This window comes from Magnetococcales bacterium (assembly GCA_015228815.1).
GTDB lineage: Bacteria > Pseudomonadota > Magnetococcia > Magnetococcales > UBA8363 > UBA8363.
Window position 1 is genome coordinate 67441 of the sequence record JADGCV010000007.1, and the last position, 21974, is coordinate 89414.

General features: G+C 57.0%; 23 protein-coding genes and 1 tRNA gene. All 24 read left to right on the forward strand.

Going from position 1 to position 21974, the window contains the following annotated elements; genetic code table 11:
• The first annotated feature begins 98 nt into the window (after positions 1–98).
• The 24 genes from rpmG (at position 99) to rpmC (ending at position 21972) form a co-directional block, all read left to right on the forward strand.
• Positions 99–254, forward strand: coding sequence for a 50S ribosomal protein L33 (rpmG, locus tag HQL76_04430; GenBank protein MBF0108400.1), 156 nt, complete (start codon positions 99–101; stop codon positions 252–254).
• A 29-nt stretch (positions 255–283) separates the two neighbouring features.
• A tRNA-Trp gene (locus HQL76_04435) sits at positions 284–359 on the forward strand.
• 293 nt (positions 360–652) lie between these two features.
• Positions 653–844: a preprotein translocase subunit SecE gene (gene secE, locus HQL76_04440; protein MBF0108401.1), complete on the forward strand. Its 192-nt coding sequence runs from the start codon at positions 653–655 to the stop codon at positions 842–844.
• Positions 845–925: 81 nt separating this feature from the next.
• Positions 926–1456, forward strand: coding sequence for a transcription termination/antitermination protein NusG (gene nusG, locus HQL76_04445; protein MBF0108402.1), 531 nt, complete (start codon positions 926–928; stop codon positions 1454–1456).
• Positions 1457–1566: 110 nt separating this feature from the next.
• On the forward strand, positions 1567–1995 hold the full coding sequence (gene rplK / locus HQL76_04450) for a 50S ribosomal protein L11 (protein MBF0108403.1): 429 nt from the start codon (positions 1567–1569) through the stop codon (positions 1993–1995).
• Between the two features lie 17 nt (positions 1996–2012).
• Entirely contained in the window at positions 2013–2702 is a 690-nt protein-coding gene (gene rplA, locus HQL76_04455; GenBank protein MBF0108404.1) for a 50S ribosomal protein L1, read from the forward strand.
• Positions 2703–3019: 317 nt separating this feature from the next.
• A complete protein-coding gene (rplJ, locus tag HQL76_04460; GenBank protein ID MBF0108405.1) occupies positions 3020–3544 on the forward strand; it encodes a 50S ribosomal protein L10 in 525 nt (174 codons plus the stop codon).
• A 75-nt stretch (positions 3545–3619) separates the two neighbouring features.
• A complete protein-coding gene (rplL, locus tag HQL76_04465) occupies positions 3620–3997 on the forward strand; it encodes a 50S ribosomal protein L7/L12 (GenBank protein ID MBF0108406.1) in 378 nt (125 codons plus the stop codon).
• Between the two features lie 185 nt (positions 3998–4182).
• Positions 4183–8268: a DNA-directed RNA polymerase subunit beta gene (rpoB, locus tag HQL76_04470; protein MBF0108407.1), complete on the forward strand. Its 4086-nt coding sequence runs from the start codon at positions 4183–4185 to the stop codon at positions 8266–8268.
• Positions 8269–8405: 137 nt separating this feature from the next.
• Positions 8406–12545 (forward strand): DNA-directed RNA polymerase subunit beta', encoded by a 4140-nt coding sequence (gene rpoC, locus HQL76_04475; GenBank protein MBF0108408.1) that lies wholly within the window; start codon positions 8406–8408, stop codon positions 12543–12545.
• Positions 12546–12680: 135 nt separating this feature from the next.
• Positions 12681–13052, forward strand: a complete 372-nt coding sequence (locus HQL76_04480; protein ID MBF0108409.1) for a 30S ribosomal protein S12 — start codon at positions 12681–12683, stop codon at positions 13050–13052.
• Positions 13053–13139: 87 nt separating this feature from the next.
• Complete coding sequence (rpsG, locus tag HQL76_04485) at positions 13140–13610, forward strand: 30S ribosomal protein S7 (GenBank protein MBF0108410.1); 471 nt, start codon at positions 13140–13142, stop codon at positions 13608–13610.
• Between the two features lie 78 nt (positions 13611–13688).
• A complete protein-coding gene (gene fusA / locus HQL76_04490; protein MBF0108411.1) occupies positions 13689–15767 on the forward strand; it encodes an elongation factor G in 2079 nt (692 codons plus the stop codon).
• Positions 15768–15777: 10 nt separating this feature from the next.
• Positions 15778–16968: an elongation factor Tu gene (tuf, locus tag HQL76_04495; GenBank protein MBF0108412.1), complete on the forward strand. Its 1191-nt coding sequence runs from the start codon at positions 15778–15780 to the stop codon at positions 16966–16968.
• 52 nt (positions 16969–17020) lie between these two features.
• Positions 17021–17329, forward strand: coding sequence for a 30S ribosomal protein S10 (gene rpsJ / locus HQL76_04500; protein MBF0108413.1), 309 nt, complete (start codon positions 17021–17023; stop codon positions 17327–17329).
• Positions 17330–17402: 73 nt separating this feature from the next.
• Positions 17403–18038: a 50S ribosomal protein L3 gene (gene rplC, locus HQL76_04505; protein ID MBF0108414.1), complete on the forward strand. Its 636-nt coding sequence runs from the start codon at positions 17403–17405 to the stop codon at positions 18036–18038.
• Positions 18039–18065: 27 nt separating this feature from the next.
• On the forward strand, positions 18066–18686 hold the full coding sequence (gene rplD, locus HQL76_04510; GenBank protein MBF0108415.1) for a 50S ribosomal protein L4: 621 nt from the start codon (positions 18066–18068) through the stop codon (positions 18684–18686).
• On the forward strand, positions 18683–18982 hold the full coding sequence (gene rplW, locus HQL76_04515; GenBank protein MBF0108416.1) for a 50S ribosomal protein L23: 300 nt from the start codon (positions 18683–18685) through the stop codon (positions 18980–18982). Before rplD ends, rplW begins: the two co-directional genes overlap by 4 nt.
• 36 nt (positions 18983–19018) lie before the next feature.
• Positions 19019–19843: a 50S ribosomal protein L2 gene (rplB, locus tag HQL76_04520; protein MBF0108417.1), complete on the forward strand. Its 825-nt coding sequence runs from the start codon at positions 19019–19021 to the stop codon at positions 19841–19843.
• Positions 19844–19913: 70 nt separating this feature from the next.
• Positions 19914–20189: a 30S ribosomal protein S19 gene (gene rpsS / locus HQL76_04525; GenBank protein MBF0108418.1), complete on the forward strand. Its 276-nt coding sequence runs from the start codon at positions 19914–19916 to the stop codon at positions 20187–20189.
• A 28-nt stretch (positions 20190–20217) separates the two neighbouring features.
• Positions 20218–20553: a 50S ribosomal protein L22 gene (rplV, locus tag HQL76_04530; protein ID MBF0108419.1), complete on the forward strand. Its 336-nt coding sequence runs from the start codon at positions 20218–20220 to the stop codon at positions 20551–20553.
• Between the two features lie 72 nt (positions 20554–20625).
• A complete protein-coding gene (gene rpsC, locus HQL76_04535) occupies positions 20626–21261 on the forward strand; it encodes a 30S ribosomal protein S3 (protein ID MBF0108420.1) in 636 nt (211 codons plus the stop codon).
• A gap of 88 nt (positions 21262–21349) precedes the next feature.
• On the forward strand, positions 21350–21766 hold the full coding sequence (gene rplP / locus HQL76_04540) for a 50S ribosomal protein L16 (protein ID MBF0108421.1): 417 nt from the start codon (positions 21350–21352) through the stop codon (positions 21764–21766).
• The gene (gene rpmC, locus HQL76_04545; protein ID MBF0108422.1) at positions 21766–21972 is read left to right on the forward strand and encodes a 50S ribosomal protein L29; all 207 of its coding nucleotides are present in this window, start codon (positions 21766–21768) and stop codon (positions 21970–21972) included. Before rplP ends, rpmC begins: the two co-directional genes overlap by 1 nt.
• The last annotated feature ends 2 nt before the right edge of the window (positions 21973–21974 follow it).

Below are 21974 nucleotides of genomic sequence, written 5' to 3' on the forward strand. Positions count from 1 at the left end.
TCAAGAGACGCATCGGCAGCCGGTTTCTGTTTGAATGGTTGCCGATGCGTGTTGTATTTCAGGGATTGACCGAGGACAGTGATTGCTGGAGCCAGTTGATGCGAGACCTGATCAGCCTTTGTTGCGAGGAATGCAAACGGCGCAACTACACGACCGACAAGAACAAACGCAATACCCCGGACAAATTGGCCTTCCGGAAATACTGTTCTTCTTGCCACAAACACACCCTTCACAAGGAGGGCAAGATCAAGTAAACCTTCCGCCTGAACGGAAACGGGAATGTAGGACAGTAGCTCAATTGGCAGAGCATCGGTCTCCAAAACCGAGGGTTGGGGGTTCGATTCCCTCCTGTCCTGCCATGTTCGGGTGGTCTGGTTCGGAATCGTTCCGGGACCCTATCCGTAAATCCCGATTTCTTGACAGGCCCGCGATTGCATGGGGGACCGAAGGGATGCCCCGATCATGTTTGATTTCGAGAAGCCGACGATCAAGGGCAACCTCGGGAGGGACCGGATACGGGTTTCATTCCGGGTTGTCGGATCGGAGCGTTGAACGTTCCGTTTCAGGGTGGACCTCGAAATTGATAACGATAAAACATTGGTTTGATCGAGTGGCCTGAACCGCCGGCGTTCGGACGAAGGAAAGATGTTCGATGGAACGTGTAGCCCAATTCAAGGCGTATCTTTTGGATGTTCGCGCGGAGGTCCGAAAGGTGATCTGGCCGACGCGCAAGGACACGACGCAGACCACGGTCGTGGTTTTTGGCATGGTGATCCTGGTGTCCCTGTTTCTATGGATGGTGGATGCCATCCTGGCCTTGGTGGTTCAATCGATCATCGGTTGATGGGAGGGGGAGCGCCGGTTGGCGGTCGTATTCTCTCCAGCGGTTGGGTACGCATCGGGCCAATCCACGAAAGAGTTTTCAATGGCCAAGAAGTGGTACGTCATTCACGCTTATTCGGGTTTCGAGAAGCGGGTCAAGTCATCCCTGGAAGAGCGGGTACGTCTGGCCGGGGTGGGTCATTTGTTCGATGAGATTTTGATTCCTTCCGAGGATGTCGTCGAGTTGCGGCAGGGGCGGAAGATCACTTCGGAACGCAAGTTTTTTCCCGGCTATGTCCTGGTCAAGATGGAGTTGAACGACGAGACCTGGCACATGGTCAACTCCATTCCCAAGGTGAGCGGATTTCTTGGAGGTGGCGGGCGTCCGCATCCGTTGACCGACAAGGATGTGGAAAAGATCATGCGTCAGGTGGAAGTGGGGATGGAGAAACCCAAACCCAAGATTGCCTTCTTTGTGGGCGAGAATGTGCGGGTGACCGACGGACCGTTTGTCTCTTTCAACGGGGTGGTGGAAGAGGTGGACGAGGACAAGAGCCGGTTGAAGGTATCGGTGAGTATTTTCGGCAGGGCGACGCCGGTGGAGCTGGACTTTATCCAGGTTGAAAAGCTGTAGGTGGTTCGGGGATGTAGGCGGGTAACGGATTGCGGGTGACGGTGGGTGGATCTGGCGTGAGGACGCGGTGATCCGTCGGGGATGGATGTTCAGGCGAGGATGGTTGCGAGATGGCGAAGAAAATAACGGCCTATATCAAGTTGGAGGTGGCGGCGGGCCAGGCGAAACCCAGTCCACCGGTTGGACCCGCGCTGGGTCAGCATGGTTTGAACATCATGGAATTTTGCAAAACGTTCAATGCGCAAACGCAGAAGCTCGAACCCGGGTCGCCGGTGCCGGTGGTGATTTCGGTCTACCAGGATCGGACGTTCAGCTTTGTCATGAAGACGCCGCCGGCGGCGTTTCTGCTCAAGAAGGCGGCAGGTTTGAGCAAGGGGAGCGCGACGCCGGGGCGTGGCGAGAAGGCGGGTCGGGTGACGTGGCAGCAGGTGGAGGAGATCGCCCGCGTCAAACTGCCCGACATGAATGCGATGGATATCGAGGGGGCCAAACAAAGCATTGCGGGCTCGGCGCGTTCCATGGGACTGGAAGTGGTCTGAAGGGAAGGTAAAGGGATATGGCAAAGCGTGGAAAACGGATGCGGGAAATCCGGGAGCAGGTGGTGCGGACCGATCTCTATCCCCTTCCCGAGGCGGTGGAGTTGCTCAAGAAGGTGAGCCGGGTCAAGTTTGACGAGACCGTGGATCTTGCGGTCAATCTGACGGTCGATCCGCGTCATGCCGACCAGATGGTGCGTGGCACGGTGGCGCTGCCGCATGGGGTGGGCAAGACGGTTCGGGTATTGGTATTCGCCAAGGGGGAAAAGGCCAAGGAAGCGATGGCCGCCGGGGCGGACCATGTGGGGGCTGAGGAACTGGTGGACAAGATCCAGGGCGGCTGGCTCGAATTCGATCGGGTGGTGGCGTGTCCGGACGTGATGGGGGTGGTGGGACGATTGGGTCGTGTCCTTGGCCCCCGTGGTCTGATGCCAAATCCGAAACTGGGGACGGTGACCTTTGACGTCGCCAAGGTGGTCGGAGACATCAAGGCGGGGCAGGTGGCGTTTCGGGTCGAGAAGGCGGGGATCATCCATGCCGGGATCGGCAAGGTTTCGTTTGATGCGGTGAAGCTGGTAGAGAATATTCGGGCGTTGATCGAGCAGTTGCGCAAGTTGCGCCCGGCATCTTCCAAGGGTTCCTACATGAAACGAGTCACGTTGAGTTCCACGATGGGACCTGGCATCCAGGTCGATCTGAACACCGTTTGAAAGCATCATTTTCGTCCATGACTCAGGTGGAACGGTGGATTGTCGATCGACCGTTCTTTAATTGGGCGCAGCCTTGCCTGCCGAGACTAAGAGGATGACGCGATTTAGGCACTCCTTTTGGGATGGACGTTGTCTGTCGGCATTGTCCGACGCCGCACTGCCTGCCTGGGGTTTTTGTTTTCCTTGGAACGATCGCCTTGGTAACGATTGAGATACAAGCGCGAAACACGAGGATTGTCCTTGGACTTTGGGACAGTCCGGATCGATGGAACCTGGAGACGGGAACAGGCCTGGGAGGATCGAAAGGAGGATGATTGGTGAAACAAAATGAGAAGGAAGTCATTGTTGATGAAGTACGTCAACTGATGGATCGATCGGCCATCGTCGTGGCGACGCACTATCGCGGGTTGACGGTTTCGCAGATGGGGACGTTGCGCAAGCGGTTGCATGACAATGGCTGTCAGTATCGGGTGGTCAAGAACACGCTGGCCCGGAGGGCCTCGGAGGGGACTCCGTTTGCGAATCTGACGGAATTGTTGCGTGGCCCGACGGGGTTGGCGTTTTCTGCCGATCCGGTGGCGCCGGCGAAGGTTTTGTCCGGTTTTGTGAAGGATTTTCCGACGCTGGTCATTCGCGGGGCCGTGATGAACGGTCAGGTTCTGGATGACCAGAATGTTGCGAAACTGGCGACGATGCCGTCGCGCGAGGTGCTGTTGGCGAAACTTCTTGGGACCATGAACGCGCCGATTCAGAATTTTGTCGGGGTCCTTGCGGCGGTGCCGGCGGGGCTGGTGCGGGTCCTGGATCAGATTCGCAAATCCAAGGAAACGGCGGCGGTCTGAGCAGTGTCGGAGAATGAACATTGTCAGGCGTTACGCCTGTATCGAAAATGATTTGGAGGGAAACAATCCATGGGAATGTCGAAGAGTGAGTTGGTTGCGGCGATCGAGGGGATGACGGTTCTGGAACTGTCGGAACTGGTGAAGGCGCTGGAGGAGCGGTTTGGGGTTTCGGCGGCGGCACCGGTGGCGGTGGCAGCGGCGGCGCCATCGGAGGCGGCAGCCGCCGCTCCGGCGGAGGAGCAGACGGAATTCACGGTGGTCCTGGCCGATGCGGGTGACAAGAAGATTCACGTCATCAAGGCGGTGCGGACGATCACGGGTCTTGGGTTGAAGGAAGCCAAGGATCTGGTCGAGGGGGCGCCGAAGACGGTCAAGGAAGGGGTTTCCAAGGAAGATGCGGCGAAGTTCCGCAAGGAATTGGAGGAGGCGGGCGCCAAGGTGGAAATCAAGTAACCTGTCTTTCAAGGTTGCATATTGGTCCGTTGAGCCCCTGGGCGGGACAAGGCTTCCCGTGCCAGGGGCTTTGGCACAGGCAATACCCGATGGGAACGCCGATGGCTGGCCGTTTTCCACGTCCGCCATCCCGGCCCGGCATGCGGTAGAAAAAGCCTCCTTAACGCGACGTCCGAGGAGATCCGATGGCCCTCACCTTCACCGAAAAGAAACGGCTCCGTAAAAATTTTGGTCAGATTCCGACCATCATCGACATTCCCAACCTGATTGCCATCCAGAAGCAATCCTTCTCCCGTTTTCTTCAGGAAGAGACGCCGTTGGAGAAGCGCGATGACATGGGTTTGCACGGGGTATTCCGGTCGGTATTTCCGATTCAGGATTATGCGGGGACCATCAGCCTTGAGTATGTCAATTACAGCCTGGGCGAACCCAAGTACGACATGGAAGAATGTCTGCAACGGGGGATGACCTTTTCGGCGCCGTTGAAGGTGGTTTTTCGTCTGGTGATCTGGGAGGAGAATCCCGATACCGGGGCGACGACGGTACAGGAGATCAAGGAGCAGGACGTCTATCTGGGCGAGATGCCCTTGATGACGCCGACGGGTACGTTCATCGTCAATGGGACGGAGCGGGTGATCGTATCGCAGATGCACCGTTCGCCGGGGGTGTTTTTCGATCACGACAAGGGAAAGTCGCACAGTTCGGGAAAATTTTTGTTTTCGGCGCGGATCATCCCCTATCGTGGTTCGTGGCTTGATTTTGAATTCGATCCGAAGGATTACCTGTTTGCCCGGATCGACCGGAGACGCAAGTTGCCGGTGACGACGCTGCTGCGGGCGATGGGGATGACCTCGGAACAGATTCTGGCGCGGTTCTACGATCTTGAATCCTACCGCAAGACGGGGGTGATCTGGGAAAAGAAACTGGACGCCGATCGTCTGATCGGGAGCCGGCCCAATTTTGCCATTGTCGATCCAAACAATGGGGAGGAGCTGGTCAAGCCCAAGCGCAAGGTGACGGCGCGGGCGGTACGCAAGATCAAGGAGTTGGGACTGGAGTGGATTCAGGTTCCGGCGGAGGATCTGGTGGGGCGGCACATTGCGGTCGATCTGAAGGATTCGGCGGGACGGCTGTTGCTGGAGGCGGGCAAGGAAATTTCGGAGGAGGTCCTGGTCGAAATCGATCAGGCGGGGCTGACCGGCATTGACGTTTTGTATGTTGATCATGTCAATATCGGCGCCTATCTGGTCGCGACGCTCAATATTGACAAGAATCAGGGGCAGGAAGAGGCGCTGATCGACATTTACCGGATGATGCGTCCTGGGGAACCGCCGACGGTGGAGGCGGCGACCAATCTGTTCAACAACCTGTTTTTCAATCCGGACCGTTACGATCTGTCGGCGGTTGGCCGGATGAAGATGAACAAGCGGTTGAACGTGGAGTGTCCGCTGGAGACCCGGGTGCTGCGCCAGGACGACATTTTGAGCGTGGTGGATGTCCTTTTGAAATTGAAGGATGGCCATGGGCGTGTGGACGACATTGACCATCTGGGAAACCGGCGTGTCCGTTCGGTTGGAGAGTTGTTGGAAAACCAGGTGCGCATTGGACTGGTGCGCATGGAGCGGGCGATTCGCGAGCGGATGTCCTCGGCGGACACGGAAAGCCTGATGCCGCACGACATCATGAACTCCAAGCCGTTTTCGGCGGTGATTCGGGAGTTTTTCGGCTCGTCGCAACTGTCGCAGTTCATGGACCAGACCAATCCGTTGTCGGAGATCACCCACAAGCGCCGCCTTTCGGCGTTGGGACCGGGGGGGATGACCCGTGAGCGGGCGGGATTCGAGGTGCGTGACGTCCATCCGACCCATTATGGCCGGATCTGTCCGATCGAGACTCCGGAAGGACCGAACATTGGCCTGATCAACAGCCTTTCGACCTATGCCCGGATCAACGAGTTCGGGTTTATCGAGAGTCCCTACCGTCGGGTGGAGGGGGGGCAGGTGCGGGGTGAAGTGGCCTATCTTTCCGCCATCGAGGAAGAGAACTATGTCATTGCCCAGGCCAACGCCCTGCTGGACGAGGAAGGCCGGTTCAAGGGTGAATTGATTCAATGCCGGCACAAGCTGGAGTTTTCGGCGGCCAGTCCCGACCGGATCCAATATATGGATGTGTCGCCCAAACAGATTGTATCGGTGGCGGCGGCGCTGATTCCATTCCTGGAGAACGATGACGCCAACCGGGCGCTGATGGGGTCGAACATGCAGCGACAGGCGGTGCCGCTGATCAAGACCGATGCGCCGTTGGTGGGGACGGGCATGGAGGGGGTGGTGGCCCGCGATTCCGGGGTGACGATCGTGTGTCGCCGGACGGGAGTGGTGGAGGAGGTCGAGGCGTCACGGATTGTCGTCAAGGCGGACGAGGAGCCGGGATCGACCGAGCCGGGGGTCGATATTTACAATCTGATCAAGTTTTCCCGTTCCAACCAGAACACCTGTATCAACCAGACACCGCTGGTTCGGGCCGGGGAACGGGTCAACAAGGGGGACATCATCGCCGATGGTCCCAGTACCGAGTGGGGCGAGTTGGCCCTGGGACGCAACGTTCTGGTGGCGTTCATGCCCTGGAACGGCTACAACTTCGAAGATTCGATCCTGATTTCCGAGCGGTTGGTGCAGGATGACGTGTTTACGTCGATCCACATCGACGAATTCGAGGTGATGGCCCGTGACACCAAGTTGGGGGCCGAGGAGATTACTCGCGACATGCCCAATGTCGGCGAGGATGCCCTGAGGAACCTTGATGAGTCAGGGATCATCTATGTCGGGGCGGAGGTCAAGGCGGGTGATATTCTGGTGGGCAAGGTGACCCCCAAGGGGGAAACCCAATTGACTCCGGAAGAAAAGCTGCTGCGGGCGATTTTTGGTGAAAAGGCTTCGGATGTTCGTGACACGTCGTTGAGGCTGCCACCCGGGGTATCGGGAACGGTGGTGGATGTGCGGGTTTTCTCCCGGAGAGGGCTGGAAAAGGATGATCGGGCCAAGTTGATCGACCAGGAGGAGATTGCCCGTCTGCGCAAGGACATGGTGGCGGAACGACGGATCATCGAGAAGGATGCCGATGCCCGGATCCGTGCCATGCTCGTTGGCAAGACGGTTCGTGGCGGGAGTGGATTTGTTCCGGGGGCGGTGTTGACCGAGGAGATTCTGGACCGGCTGGGCCCCAAGAAGTGGGACAGCCTGGTGCTTGAGGACGACGCGATCACGCAGCAGATCGAGGGAATCCGCAATCATGTGGAAAAGGTTGCCAATCATTTGCAGAAGCGGTTTGACGGCAAGGTGGAGAAACTGGAACGTGGGGATGATCTGCCGCCGGGTGGGCTGAAGATGGTGAAGGTGTATATCGCGGTGAAGCGCAAGCTGCAACCGGGTGACAAGATGGCGGGGCGGCATGGCAACAAGGGGGTGATTTCCAAGATCAATCCGATCGAGGACATGCCGCATCTGGAGGATGGCACGCCGGTGGATATTGTGCTTAATCCCCTGGGCGTCCCTTCGCGGATGAACGTGGGGCAGATTCTCGAAACCCATTTGGGATGGGCGGCGAAGGGGATGGGACGGAAGATTGGCGAAGTGATGGACCAATATGCCCGGTCGGGGGAGAATGCTCCGATGCGGGGGTTCATGGAGAAGGTGTTCGATGGACATCGGGAAAAGGACGACATCAAGCTTTTGACCGATGAGGAACTGGTGGTGATGGGTGAAAATTTGCGCCATGGGGTTCCGACCGCGTCGCCGGTATTCGATGGCGCCATCGAGAGCGAGATCGTCAAATGGTTGAAGATGTCGGGCCTTCCGGAGTCGGGGCAGGTGCGTCTGATCGATGGTCGGACGGGAGAATATTTCGACCGACCGGTGACGGTGGGTTACATCTACATGTTGAAGCTGCACCATCTGGTCGATGACAAGATTCATGCGCGTTCCATTGGTCCTTATTCGCTGGTGACGCAACAGCCGTTGGGCGGCAAGGCGCAGTTTGGTGGGCAACGGTTTGGGGAGATGGAGGTGTGGGCGCTCGAGGCCTATGGTGCCGCCTATACGTTGCAGGAAATGTTGACGGTGAAGTCGGATGATGTTGCGGGACGGACGAAGATTTACGAAGCGATCGTCAAGGGGGATGACACGTTCGAGGCGGGAATTCCCGAATCGTTCAACGTTTTGATCAAGGAGTTGCAATCCCTGGCGTTGGATGTCGAGTTGAAGCCGACCGAGTGATGAATCACCATGGCGGGTCCAGGGGTGAAGCCTTGGAGCGCTTGATCCGTTCGGTGCGGTACGTTCTCGGATTTTCGACAAGATGACGGTATCGGATCATTGGGGAGCTTGATGTGAGTCAAAATCCACAGCAGAACATTTTCAAGATTTTTTCACGCCCGAGTCTGGGGCAGAATTTTGATGGCATTCGCATATCCATAGCCTCTCCGGAAAAGATTCGCGCTTGGTCCTTTGGCGAGGTGCGAAAACCGGAGACGATCAACTATCGGACGTTCAAACCGGAACGGGACGGTCTTTTTTGCGCGAAAATTTTCGGGCCGGTGAAGGATTATGAGTGTCTGTGTGGCAAGTACAAGCGGTTGAAGCATCGGGGTGTCGTTTGCGAAAAATGTGGCGTGGAGGTGATCCAGTCGAAAGTGCGGCGGGAACGGGTGGGGCATATCGAACTGGCCTCGCCGGTGGCGCATATCTGGTTTCTGAAATCGTTGCCGAGCCGGATCGGGTTGTTGCTGGACATGACCCTGAAGGATCTGGAACGGGTATTGTATTTTGAAAATTTTGTGATTCTCGAAGGCGGAATGACTCCGTTGAAGAAGGGGGAACTGCTGACGGAGGAACGTTATCACCAGTTGCAGGAGGAATTCGGCGACGAATTCAAGGCGGGGATCGGCGCCGAGGCGATTCGGGAAATGCTGGCGGGGATGAACATACCGGGGCAGATCGATTCGCTCCGCGAGGAGTTGACGGCGACCAGTTCCGAGGCCAGGCGCAAGAAGATCGTCAAGAGGCTGCATACCCTGGAATCATTTCAGGAATCGGGGAACCGTCCCGAATGGATGATCCTGGAGGTGATTCCGGTGATCCCGCCCGAACTGCGACCGCTGGTTCCGCTGGATGGGGGGCGGTTTGCGACTTCCGATCTCAACGATCTTTACCGGCGGGTGATCAACCGCAACAACCGACTCAAAAGGTTGCACGAATTGCGCGCCCCCGACATCATCATCCGCAACGAGAAGCGTATGTTGCAGGAGAGCGTCGATGCCCTGTTCGACAATGGACGGCGTGGACGGGTGATCACCGGAACGAACAAGCGTCCCTTGAAGTCGCTGTCGGAGATGCTCAAGGGGAAGCAGGGGCGTTTTCGGTTGAATCTTCTGGGCAAGCGTGTCGATTATTCAGGGCGTTCGGTCATCGTGGTGGGGCCAGAATTGAAGTTGCATGAGTGCGGATTGCCGAAGAAAATGGCGCTCGAACTGTTCAAGCCCTTCATTTACAACCGGTTGGAGGAGAAGGGGTTGTCCACGACCATCAAGGCGGCCAAGCGGATGGTTGAGAAGGAACGGCCCGAGGTTTGGGATATTCTGGAAGAGGTCATCCGCGAGCATCCGGTTTTGTTGAACCGTGCGCCGACCTTGCATCGGCTGGGGATTCAGGCATTCGAGCCCAAGCTGATCGAGGGTAAGGCCATTCAACTGCATCCTCTGGTGTGTACCGCCTTCAACGCCGATTTCGACGGCGACCAGATGGCGGTGCATGTACCGTTGTCGGTGGAGGCGCAGATCGAGGCGCGGGTGTTGATGATGTCCACCAACAATATTCTGTCGCCCGCCAACGGCAAGCCGATCATCGTGCCGACGCAGGACATCATTCTCGGGTTGTATTACATGACCTCGGAAAGGATCAATGTTCGCGGGGAAGGGATGGTGTTTTCGTCGCCCCTGGAGGTGCGGCAGGCGTATGATTCCGGAGTGGTGGACCTGCATGCGCGGATTACGTGCCGTTATCGCGGCGAGCGGGTATCGGCGACGGTTGGCCGGATCCTGTTGACCGAGATTCTGCCGGCGCAGTTGCCGTTTTCCCGGATCAACCGCCTTCAGACCAAGAAGGATGTGGCGTCGCTGATTGATCAGGTGTACCGCCTGTGCGGCACCAAGGAAACGTGCATCTTTGCCGACCGGTTGATGAATGTCGGTTTTGCGATGGCCGCCAAGGCGGGAATATCGTTTGGCAAGGATGATCTGGTGATTCCCGAGTCGAAGAAGACGTTGGTGGATGAATCGCAGAACAAGGTCAAGGAGATCGAACAGCAGTATACCGACGGTCTGATTACCGAGGGGGAAAAGTACAACAAGGTTGTCGATATCTGGTCTCAGTGTACCGAGCGGGTTGCCGAGGAGATGATGCGTGCCATTTCATCGGAGGAGGTGAAGGACAAGAGTGGCAAGAGCGTGGAGCAACCCTCCTTCAACTCGATCTTCATGATGGCCAATTCGGGGGCGCGGGGTTCGGCGGCGCAGATGCGGCAGTTGGCGGGGATGCGTGGTCTGATGGCCAAACCCTCGGGAGAAATCATCGAAGCCCCGATCACGGCCAACTTTCGCGAGGGGTTGACGGTGTTGCAATACTTCATCTCGACCCATGGCGCGCGCAAGGGGCTGGCCGATACGGCGTTGAAGACGGCAAACTCGGGATATCTGACGCGACGTCTGGTGGACGTGGCCCAGGACTGCATCGTTCGGGAGATTAATTGCGGGACCGATGAAGGGTTGACTGCCTCGGCACTGCTGGAAGGCAATGATGTGGTCGAGTCTCTGGGTGATCGGATTTTGGGGCGGGTCCCGGTGGCGGACGTGGTCGATCCGGTGACGGATACCCTGATGGTCCGGGCGGGGGAGATCATGGATGAGGAGATTGTCGCCCGGATCGAGCAGTCGAACATCGAAACGGTCGTGATCCGTTCGCCATTGACCTGTCAGACCAAACGTGGCGTGTGCATCAAGTGCTACGGACGGGATCTGGCACGGGGGACGCCGGTTGCCATTGGCGAAGCGGTGGGGGTGATCGCCGCGCAATCGATCGGCGAACCGGGAACCCAGTTGACGATGAGAACGTTCCATATCGGTGGGACGGCCTCGCGGACGGTGGAGCAATCGACCATCGAGTCGGTCAAGGGGGGGGTGGTTCGTTACCATGGCCTGATCACGGTGGTGGACCGCAATGGACAGAACGTGGTGTTGTCGCGCAACGGTGAAATATCGATTCACGAGGTGCGTCATGTGGAAGAGGGGGGAAACGACGATCGTCGCGAGCATGGCCGGGAGCGTGAACGGTATCGGATCCCTTACGGATCACGGTTGACGGTGGCGGACGGGGGGGTGATCGAGGCGCGGCGAAAACTGGCCGAATGGGATCCCTTCGCGTCGCCGATCATCACCGAGATGGAAGGACAGGTGCGTTTTGGCGATCTTCAGGAAGGGGTGACCCTGCGCGAGGTGATGGACGAAACGACGGGATTGACGTCGCTGGAGGTCATGGAATGGAAGAGCCAGGGCCGCAAGACCGACATGAGACCGCGGATTGCCTTGATGAATCCGGAGACGGGGGAACCGTTGATTTCGGCCAATGGCATGGATGTGCAGTATTATCTGCCGGTCGGAGCGGTGATCGTTACGCGGGAGGGTGAACGTGTCAAGGCGGGAGACATTGTGGCCAAGATGCCGCGGCAGATTTCCAAGACGCGCGACATCACCGGCGGTCTGCCACGGGTGGTCGAATTGTTCGAGGCCCGCAAGCCCAAGGAATTCGCCATCATCTGCGAGAACGACGGTATTGTGACCTTTGGCAAGGACCTCAAGGGAAAACGCCGGATCGTCGTGACCCCGGAAGGGGGGGCGGCCAAGGAATATCTGATCCCGAAGGGGAAGCAACTCGCGGTCAACGATGGCGACTATGTTCGTCGCGGCGAACCGTTGATGGAAGGGGCGCTGGTACCCCAGGATATTCTGAAGGTATTGGGGTTGGAGGCGTTGTGCCGGTTCATGGTGAACGAGATTCAGGAAGTGTACCGGTTGCAGGGGGTGAAGATCAACGACAAGCACATCGAGGTGATTGTGCGGCAGATGTTGCAGAAGGTGTCGATCCGTTCGCCGGGCGACACAACCTTTGTCGCGGGAGAGGCTGTGGAACGGACGGCGTTCGACATTGAAAACCAGCGTGTCCGCAAGCGGGGCGGAAATCCGGCATCAGCGACGCCGTTGTTGCTGGGGATCACCAAGGCATCCTTGTCCACGCCATCGTTTATTTCCGCGGCGTCGTTCCAGGAGACGACCCGGGTTCTGACCGAGGCGACGATCTCGGGACGGGTGGATACGCTGACCGGACTGAAGGAGAACGTTATTGTCGGTCGGTTGGTCCCGGCAGGGACAGGCAAGGCCAAGGAGGTCCTGGCACGTGGGGCCATGATGGAGGAGACCGTGCTGTCGGTGACAGAGAATTGAAGAAATTTTCAGGTTTTTTAGGAAATCTTGTGACGAAGTGCTTGACACCTGGGAATTTAAGGTTAATATGAGGGGCTTTTCTGCCATAGGCTAAGTCTACGGAAGGTTCCGAGGGACCTTGGAGTGAATTGAGCAATGCCAACTTTCAACCAACTCGTCCGTCAAGGACGCAAGGCGATCAAGAAGAAAACCAACGTTCCGGCGATGGGTGCCTGTCCGCAGCGCCGCGGGGTGTGTACCCGGGTCTATACCACCACCCCCAAGAAACCGAACTCTGCCTTGCGCAAGGTGGCCCGCGTTCGCTTGACCAACGGCCATGAAGTGACGGTCTATATTCCGGGTGAAAGCCATAATCTCCAGGAACATTCGGTGGTTCTGGTCCGTGGCGGTCGTGTGAAGGATTTGCCGGGTGTACGGTACCACATCATCCGTGGCAGCCTGGACACGCAAGGGGTCCAGAATCGCCGGCAGGGACGGTCCAAATATGGTGCGAAGAGGCCAAAGTAGTCTCTTGGTTCGAGGTTTCAAGCCAAGATCAGGATGTAACGAGTTTGGCAATCCTGGTCTTTTTTTAATTTCAAGGAGTCGGTTGGTATGCCAAGGCGCCGCGAAGTGCCCAAACGCGAGGTCCTCGGAGACCCGGTGTATGGGGATACCCTGGTAACGAAATTCATGAACTGTTTGATGCGCGACGGTAAAAAAGCGTTGGCGGAACGTCTTTTTTACGGGGCGCTGAACGTCATCAAGACGAAGGGTCATGAAGATCCGATGCAGGTGTTCAAAAGTGCCGTGGACAACGTGCGGCCGATGGTTGAAGTCCGCTCCCGCCGTGTTGGTGGCGCGACCTATCAGGTACCGGTCGAGGTTCGTCCCAGCCGACGTCAGGCGTTGGCGATCCGCTGGCTGGTGACCTTTGCGCGGCAGAGGGGTGAAAAGACGATGAGGGAGCGCTTGGCGGCGGAATTGATGGATGCGGCCAACAATCGTGGCGCGACGATGAAGAAGAAGGACGATACCCATCGGATGGCCGAGGCCAACAAGGTGTTTGCCCACTATCGCTGGTGAGTTCCGCGGGAATGTGATTCAAAGGCGGTTTGGCTTGGCAGGCAGGTAGCGCTTACGCTCAAGATTCAGGGGAAGATCGTGGCTCGTGAAATACCACTGAACAGGGTTCGCAACATAGGCATCATGGCGCATATCGATGCGGGCAAGACGACCGTAACGGAGCGTATTCTGTATTATACAGGGAAGTCGCACAAACTTGGTGAAGTCCACGATGGGACTGCCACCATGGACTGGATGGAACAGGAGCAGGAACGGGGGATCACCATCACCTCTGCCGCCACGACCTGTTTTTGGCAGGAGCATCGGATCAATATCATCGATACCCCGGGGCATGTCGATTTTACGATCGAGGTGGAACGCTCATTGAGGGTTCTTGACGGGGCTGTCGCGGTTTTTTGTTCCGTAGGTGGGGTTCAGCCGCAATCGGAAACGGTCTGGCGCCAGGCGGACCGGTACAAGGTTCCCCGTTTGGCGTTCGTCAACAAGATGGATCGCCTTGGGGCCAATTTCAAGCGCGTCCTCAAGATGATGGAGGATCGGCTCAAGACAAAGCCTCTGCCATTGCAGTTGCCGATCGGCGAGGAAGAGAAATTTGTTGGCATGGTCGATCTGGTGACCCGGAAGGCGTTGATTTTCAAGGATGAGACGCTCGGGGCCAAGTATGAGGTGACGGAACCGCCGGCGGACATGATGGAAGAGGTGGAGATCTACCGCGAACGGCTTCTGGAAGGGGCACTGGAGACGGATGATGCCCTCATGGAGCGGTATCTTGAGGGGGAGGAGATCACGGAAGAGGAATTCCGTTCGTGCATTCGCAAAGGGGTTCTGTCGAGTGCCTTCGTCCCTGTGTTATGCGGGTCCGCCTTCAAGAACAAGGGGGTGCAGCCGTTGCTTGATGCGGTGGTTTCCTACTTTCCCGCGCCTGTGGATACGCCGCCTGTGGAAGGGGAACTGGCGAATTCCGGTGAGAAGGTGGAACGGCAACACGGAGACGGCGAGCCGTTTTCGGCACTTGCCTTCAAGATCATGTCCGATCCCTTTGTCGGATCGCTGACCTTTTTCCGGGTTTATTCGGGGATTCTCGAATCGGGTTCCTACGTATACAATTCGGGCAAGGACAAGAAGGAACGGATCGGACGGTTGATGTTGATGCACGCCAACAAGCGTGAGGACATCAAGGAGGTTCGTACCGGAGACATTGCGGCGGCGGTAGGGTTGAAGTATACCACGACAGGCGATACGCTGTGTACCGACAAGAATCCGATCATTCTGGAGCGGATGAAGTTTCCCGAACCCGTGATTGCGATTGCCATCGAACCGAAGACCAAGGCGGATCAGGAAAAGATGGGGATTGCCCTGGGGCGGCTCGCGATGGAAGACCCGTCTTTTCGTGTGGCAGTGGATCACGAGACCAATCAGACCATCATTTCCGGGATGGGCGAGTTGCATCTGGAAATTTTGGTGGACCGGATGCTGCGCGAGTTCAAGGTCGAGGCCAATGTCGGCAAGCCGCAGGTCGCCTATCGCGAGACCATTACCAAGTCGGTCGAGCAGGAAGGGCGGTTTGTCCGGCAATCTGGTGGACGTGGCCAGTTTGGCCATGTCTGGATCAAATTGGAACCTTTGGAGCCGGGGAAAGGGTTTGAGTTTGTCGATGCCATCAAAGGTGGTATTGTCCCCAGGGAATACATTCCGGCGGTGGAAAAGGGGATTGCCGAGGCGATGACCAGCGGCGTTCGCGCCGGGTATCCGATGGTTGATTTTCGGGCAACGTTGTTCGATGGCTCGTACCATGAGGTGGACTCGTCGGAAATGGCCTTCAAGGTTGCCGGCTCGATGGCGTTCAAGGATGGATGCCGCAAGGCGGTCCCGATTCTTCTGGAGCCGGTGATGTTTGTCGAGGTTGAAGTTCCCGAGGATTATATGGGTGATGTGATCGGCAACCTGAACTCACGTCGTGGGCAGATTCAGGGAATGGAAAGCGTTGCGGGGCATCAGGTGGTCTCGGCGATGGTTCCCTTGGCCAACATGTTTGGATATGCGACCGATTTGCGGTCGATGACTCAGGGACGGGCGACGTTCACCATGGAATTTCATCACTATGAGCAGGTTCCCGAAGGGATCGCCGATGAAATCGTGGCCAAGGTGAAAAGTTGAGGGGACGGCAATGGCCAAGGAAAAGTTTGAGCGCACCAAGCCTCATGTGAATATTGGCACGATTGGGCATGTGGATCATGGCAAGACGACGCTGACGGCGGCGATTACCAAGACACTGGCTCGAAAGGGTGGCGCACGGTTCATGGCCTATGATCAAATCGATTCGGCCCCCGAGGAGAAGGAACGGGGGATTACGATTTCGACGGCGCATGTTGAATATGAGACGGAAGCGCGGCATTACGCCCACGTCGATTGTCCGGGCCATGCCGATTATATCAAGAACATGATCACTGGCGCAGCGCAGATGGATGGTGCTATACTGGTTGTTTCCGCTGCCGATGGACCGATGCCGCAGACGAGAGAGCACATATTGCTGGCGCGTCAGGTTGGTGTTCCCGCACTGGTCGTCTATCTCAACAAGGTGGACCAGGTGGATGATCCGGAGCTGCTGGAATTGGTTGAACTGGAAGTACGGGAACTTTTGAGCCAATATGAGTTTCCCGGGGATGACATACCGATTGTCGCGGGGTCGGCATTGAAGGCCCTTGAAGAGGACGAGGGAGAGATGGGGCATGGCTCCATCGTGAAACTGCTGGAAGAAGTCGATGCCTACATTCCGCAGCCGGACCGTCCTCTGGATGGGAAGTTTTTGATGCCGATCGAGGATGTGTTTACGATTTCGGGTCGGGGCACGGTCGTGACGGGACGAATCGAGCGTGGTGTGATCAACGTCGGCGATTCGGTAGCGATTGTTGGTTTGCGGGAGACACAGAATACGACGTGTACCGGCGTGGAAATGTTTCGCAAGCTGCTGGATCAGGGGCAGGCGGGTGATAATGTCGGAGTGCTACTGCGCGGGACGAAACGGGAAGATGTGGAGCGGGGGCAGGTACTGGCTGCGCCGAATTCCATCACACCGCATACAAGGTTCAAGGCGGAGTGTTATATTCTGACGAAAGAGGAGGGTGGACGGCATACCCCGTTCTTCTCCAATTACAGGCCGCAGTTTTATTTCCGGACGACCGATGTTACGGGTGTTCTGGAACTTCCCAAGGATATCGAGATGGTGATGCCAGGGGACAACATTGCGCTTGAGGTGACGTTGATTGCCCCGATCGCCATGGAGAAGGGATTAAGGTTTGCCATCCGGGAAGGTGGACGGACGGTGGGAGCGGGAGTTGTGAGCGAGATTGTTCAATAGCTTTCGCGGTAATCGTGTCGATTCAGGAAACGATCGATTAAAGGTGCCAAAGATGGAAAACCAAAAGATACGAATCAGACTGAAGGCTTTTGACCATCGAATCCTGGATCAGTCCACGGGCGAGATTGTGCAAACGGCACGGCGGACGGGAGCGGAGATTCGTGGACCGATTCCGCTGCCGACAAAGATTAACCGTTATACGGTGCTGCGTTCACCGCATGTGGACAAGAAGTCGCGGGAGCAGTTTGAAATCCGCACCCACAAGCGTCTGATCGACATTGTCAATCCCACGCCGCAGACGGTGGATGCGTTGATGAAGCTTGATCTGGCGGCAGGGGTGAATGTCGAGATCAAATTGTGAGGCTGGCGAATCGACGTGGCGAAAGCGTTGATGAAGCGATGAATGACGGGAAGCGGGAAGAAAGGATGGACTCATGGCCCCGGGATTGATTGGCCGAAAAATTGGGATGACCCGTATTTTCACCGAGGAGGGGCTTTCCCAGCCGGTGACTTTGATCAAAGCTGGTCCGTGTCCAGTGGTTGCGATCAAGGATACGAGCAAGGACGGGTACAGTGCGGTTCAGGTTGGATTCGACGAAGTCAAGCCGTCGCGCCTGAGCAAGGCGGTTCGCGGAATATTTTCCAAGGCCAATGTTCCGGTCAAGAAGGTATTGCGGGAGTTTCGCGTTGACGATAGCGGAAGTTATTCGGTCGGTCAGACGCTGACGGTGGAACAGTTCACGGTGAATGGATATGTGGACGTGACGGGGACGAGTGTTGGAAAGGGATTTGCAGGTGTGATGAAGCGGTGGGGTTTTGCGGGAGGAAACGCGACCCATGGCGCCCACCGGATCCATCGCTCTCCGGGATCCATTGGCCAGAACCAGTCGCCGGGACGGGTTTTCAAGAACAAGAAGATGGCGGGGCATATGGGTCATGCGACGGTGACGATGCAAAACCTGAAGGTTGCCTCGGTGGATCCCGAGAACAATCTGATCGTGATCAAGGGCAGCATCCCGGGTGCAAAAGGATCGGTGGTTTTGATACGACCCGCCGCAAAGAAAACCTGAAATTGAGTTCAAACGCCGGGGCGGACGATGGAATTATCCCTTAAAGATACACAGAACAATCATTTGCGGACCATTGAAGTTTCCGAGTCCTTGTTTGGCCGCAAGGTCAGAAAGGATTTGCTGGCACGAATGGTCAATTATCAGTTGGCCAAACGGCGGTCAGGAACGGCGTCCACGAAGGGCCGTTCCGATGTGCGGGGTGGAGGACGGAAACCTTATCGTCAGAAGGGGACCGGGAATGCCAGACAGGGAACGATTCGGGCACCGCAATTTCGCACGGGTGGGATTGTATTTGGTCCGCTGCCGCGCAGTTATGCCCACAAGATGGACAAGAAGGAGCGGCGTCTGGCTCTGATGACGGCCCTGTCCGCCAAGCATGCGGCAGGGGAGATGGTCATCATTGAGCAAATGGCGTTGACGGAGATCAAAACCAAGGCGATCAAGGCGATTCTGGCGGCGTTGGATGCGGGGCAATCGGCGCTGATCGTGGTGGCGGAGGAGAATCGCAACGTCGAACTGTCGGCGCGGAATCTGCCTGGTGTCAAGGTGTTGCGCCTTGAGGGGATCAATACCTACGACCTGCTGGCGCATGAAAAACTCATCATTACCGAGGATGCCGTGAAAAGGCTGGAGGAGAGGCTGTCGTGAGCGATCCGTATACCCTGTACACCATCCTTGACGCTCCGAGGATTACCGAGAAGGCGACCCTGTGTCAGGAAAAGGACGACCAGGTGATCTTCAAGGTCCAGCGGAGCGCCAACAAGGCCGAGATCAAAGCGGCCGTGGAAAAGATGTTCGGCGTCAAGGTGATCGGAGTCCAGACGAGCAACGTCAAGGGCAAGATCAAGCGGTTCGGCAGGACCGTGGGGCGGCGGAAGGATTGGAAAAAAGCGGTTGTCCGGCTTGAAGCAGGGCAGGGGATCGATTTTTTCCAGAACAAATAAGTCGGATGCGAACATAGGATCGCCGGAGCACAGGTCATGGCATTGAGGACGTACAAACCGACATCGAATGGCAGGCGGGGCTTGGTCACGGTAGACTATTCGGAGCTTTCCACCGAGAAGCCCGAGAGCTCCCTGGTGCGCGGCATGGTCGGCAAGGGAGGGAGAAATTCCCAGGGACGGCTGACGGTTCGTTACCAGGGGGGTGGTCACAAGCGCCGTTATCGCATGGTTGATTTCAAGCGGAACAAGGCCGATGTGCCGGCCAAGGTTGCCCGTCTTGAATATGATCCCAACCGGACGGCGTTCATCGCTCTTTTGCACTATGCAGATGGGGAAAAGCGCTATATTCTGGCACCCCAGCGTCTGAAGGTGGGGGATGAGGTGGTTTCCGGCGGTCAGGTGGAGGTCAAACCGGGCAATGCCATGCCGCTTCGCGGCATGCCGATTGGCACCATCATCCACAATGTCGAGATGAAGCCCGGCAAAGGGGGGCAGATTGGTCGCTCGGCAGGAAACTCGATTCAACTCATGGGCAAGGAAGGTAAATATGCCCAGTTGAAACTTCCTTCGGGTGAAATGCGGATGGTGTTGCTGGACTGCATGGCGACCGTGGGGCTGGTATCCAATCCGGACCATGGGAACATCAAGATTGGCAAGGCGGGTCGCAAGCGGTGGATGGGGATACGTCCACACGTTCGCGGTGTTGCGATGAACCCTGTGGACCATCCGCATGGCGGCGGTGAAGGGCGGACCTCGGGCGGTCGTCATCCATGCACACCATGGGGCGTACCGACGAAGGGGAAGAAGACTCGAGGCAAAGGAAAGAACTCGGACCGTCTGATCATGAGGCGTCGCAAATAGTTTTTCAGTTGGCCAAGGCGTCAGGCCACTGAAAGTCGGAAATCATGGTAATTTGATCAAGGGGTGACAGGTGTCTCGGTCAATCAAGAAGGGTCCTTTTTTCGACGATTATCTGCTGAAGAAGGTGCAGCATCTCCGGAGCGACGGACGCAAGGAGATGATCAAAACCTGGTCACGCCGATCGACGATCATCCCGGATTTTGTGGGATTCACGTTTGGCGTTCACAACGGCAGAAAGTTTGTGCCGGTGCTGGTGACGGAGAACATGGTTGGCCACAAGTTTGGCGAGTTCAGTCCGACGCGCACCTATCATGGGCACACCGCCGACAAGAAGACAAGCCGGTAAGACGGACAGGTTGCGTGAAGGAGAGGCAATGGAAGCTGTAGCCAGAGCAAGGAACCTCAGGGTGGCCCCGACCCGTGTCCGCCTTGTGATTGATCAGATACGGGGCAAGGATGTGCAGTCGGCGATGAACGTCTTGGAGTTCTCGCGCAAGCGGATTGCCAAGGCGGTCAAGGAGGCATTGAAGTCGGCGATCGCCAACGCGGAGAATAATCATGGATTGGATGTGGATACGTTGTATGTGTCGCGTGTCCACGTCGATCAGGGACCGATGCTGAAACGGTTTCTCCCAAGGGCGCGGGGACGTGCGTCGCGGATACTGAAACGGACATCTCATCTGACGGTTGCGGTCAGCGAACGGGAATGACGCACGACCGGGACCAATCGACGAGATGATCATGCGGGGCCCATGGGGCCGCATTTGCTGGAGAGAAAGATAATGGGGCAAAAGGTTCATCCTACCGGATTCAGACTGGGTATTACGAAGACCTGGGACAATCGTTGGTATGCCGACAAAGAGTACGCTGCTCTGCTTCTGGAGGATGACAAACTCAGGACGTGGCTTAAAAAGCGTCTTGAGCATGCGAGTGTCTCCAAGATTGTGATCGAGCGGCCCGCGAAGAAAGCGCGGATCAACATACACTCGGCCCGTCCAGGCATTATCATCGGCAAGAAGGGGACCGACATCGAAAAGTTGAAGGAGGACCTGCGCAAGATTTCGAGCACCGAGGTCCAGATCAACATTGTCGAGGTTCGGAAACCAGAGGCGGAAGCGCAGTTGATCGCCGAGAATGTGGCCCAACAGTTGGTTCGACGTGTTGCGTTTCGGCGTGCGATGAAGCGTGCGGTGACCTCGGCAATGCGATTGGGGGCCCAGGGGATCAGGATCAACTGTTCGGGGCGGCTTGGTGGTGGAGAGATTGCACGGACCGAGTGGTATCGCGAGGGAAGGGTACCGCTGCATACCTTGCGCGCCGATATCGACTATGGTTTTGCCTCGGCACTGACGACCTACGGGATCATTGGGGTCAAGGTCTGGGTTTTCAAGGGTGAAGTGATCGAACGGGAGAAGTGATCGGACGAAGTGAAAAACGTGGCCCGGGGTCAGGCACAAAGCATCCGGCCACAACGGAAACCGGACCAGGAAAAGGTATTTTTCAATGCTGTTACAACCCAGAAAGACCAAATACAGGAAGGCCCACAAGGGAAGGGTTCATGGACTGGCCTATAAATGTTCGGAGTTGAACTTTGGACAGTATGGTCTTAAGGCCCTGACGGCAGGCCGTCTGACGGCACGGCAGATCGAGGCGGGTCGGCGGGCGATGACACGGCATATCAAGAGGGGCGGAAGAATCTGGATTCGAATGTTTCCCAACATTCCCGTCTCGAAGAAGCCAGCCGAGGTACGCCAGGGGAAAGGCAAGGGCAACCCGGAATTCTGGATTGCCCGGATCAAGGCGGGACGAATTCTCTATGAGATGGAAGGGGTGACCGAGGCGCTGGCTCTGGAGGCCATGTCCCGGGCTGCGGCCAAGCTGCCGGTTCCCACCAAATTTGTCGTTCGCGGGAGGATCAGCTGATGAAGGCATCCGAGTTGCGTCAACTGGGTCCTGAAGAGATTGGAAACAAGTTGCAGGGGCTGTACAAGGAAGCGTTCAATCTTCGCTTTCGCCATGCCACGGCACAATTGGAAAACTCTTCCGAAATCAAGAAAGTGCGTCGTAATATCGCCCGGATCAAAACAATCGTCGCCGAAACGAAACGGGCCGAGGTCAAGGAGAATTAGGC

Excerpts from the sequence above, each read along its gene's own strand:
- rplD (MBF0108415.1), top strand. The coding sequence starts at position 18,066 with ATGGAATTATCCCTTAAAGATACACAGAACAATCATTTGCGGACCATT.
- rpsC (MBF0108420.1), top strand. The coding sequence starts at position 20,626 with ATGGGGCAAAAGGTTCATCCTACCGGATTCAGACTGGGTATTACGAAG.
- rplK (MBF0108403.1), top strand. The coding sequence starts at position 1,567 with ATGGCGAAGAAAATAACGGCCTATATCAAGTTGGAGGTGGCGGCGGGC.
- rpoB (MBF0108407.1), top strand. The coding sequence starts at position 4,183 with ATGGCCCTCACCTTCACCGAAAAGAAACGGCTCCGTAAAAATTTTGGT.
- rplC (MBF0108414.1), top strand. The coding sequence starts at position 17,403 with ATGGCCCCGGGATTGATTGGCCGAAAAATTGGGATGACCCGTATTTTC.
- rpmG (MBF0108400.1), top strand. The coding sequence starts at position 99 with ATGCGAGACCTGATCAGCCTTTGTTGCGAGGAATGCAAACGGCGCAAC.
- nusG (MBF0108402.1), top strand. The coding sequence starts at position 926 with ATGGCCAAGAAGTGGTACGTCATTCACGCTTATTCGGGTTTCGAGAAG.
- rpmC (MBF0108422.1), top strand. The coding sequence starts at position 21,766 with ATGAAGGCATCCGAGTTGCGTCAACTGGGTCCTGAAGAGATTGGAAAC.
- rplV (MBF0108419.1), top strand. The coding sequence starts at position 20,218 with ATGGAAGCTGTAGCCAGAGCAAGGAACCTCAGGGTGGCCCCGACCCGT.
- secE (MBF0108401.1), top strand. The coding sequence starts at position 653 with ATGGAACGTGTAGCCCAATTCAAGGCGTATCTTTTGGATGTTCGCGCG.
- rplB (MBF0108417.1), top strand. The coding sequence starts at position 19,019 with ATGGCATTGAGGACGTACAAACCGACATCGAATGGCAGGCGGGGCTTG.
- rpsJ (MBF0108413.1), top strand. The coding sequence starts at position 17,021 with ATGGAAAACCAAAAGATACGAATCAGACTGAAGGCTTTTGACCATCGA.
- rpsG (MBF0108410.1), top strand. The coding sequence starts at position 13,140 with ATGCCAAGGCGCCGCGAAGTGCCCAAACGCGAGGTCCTCGGAGACCCG.
- HQL76_04480 (MBF0108409.1), top strand. The coding sequence starts at position 12,681 with ATGCCAACTTTCAACCAACTCGTCCGTCAAGGACGCAAGGCGATCAAG.
- tuf (MBF0108412.1), top strand. The coding sequence starts at position 15,778 with ATGGCCAAGGAAAAGTTTGAGCGCACCAAGCCTCATGTGAATATTGGC.
- rplL (MBF0108406.1), top strand. The coding sequence starts at position 3,620 with ATGTCGAAGAGTGAGTTGGTTGCGGCGATCGAGGGGATGACGGTTCTG.
- rplA (MBF0108404.1), top strand. The coding sequence starts at position 2,013 with ATGGCAAAGCGTGGAAAACGGATGCGGGAAATCCGGGAGCAGGTGGTG.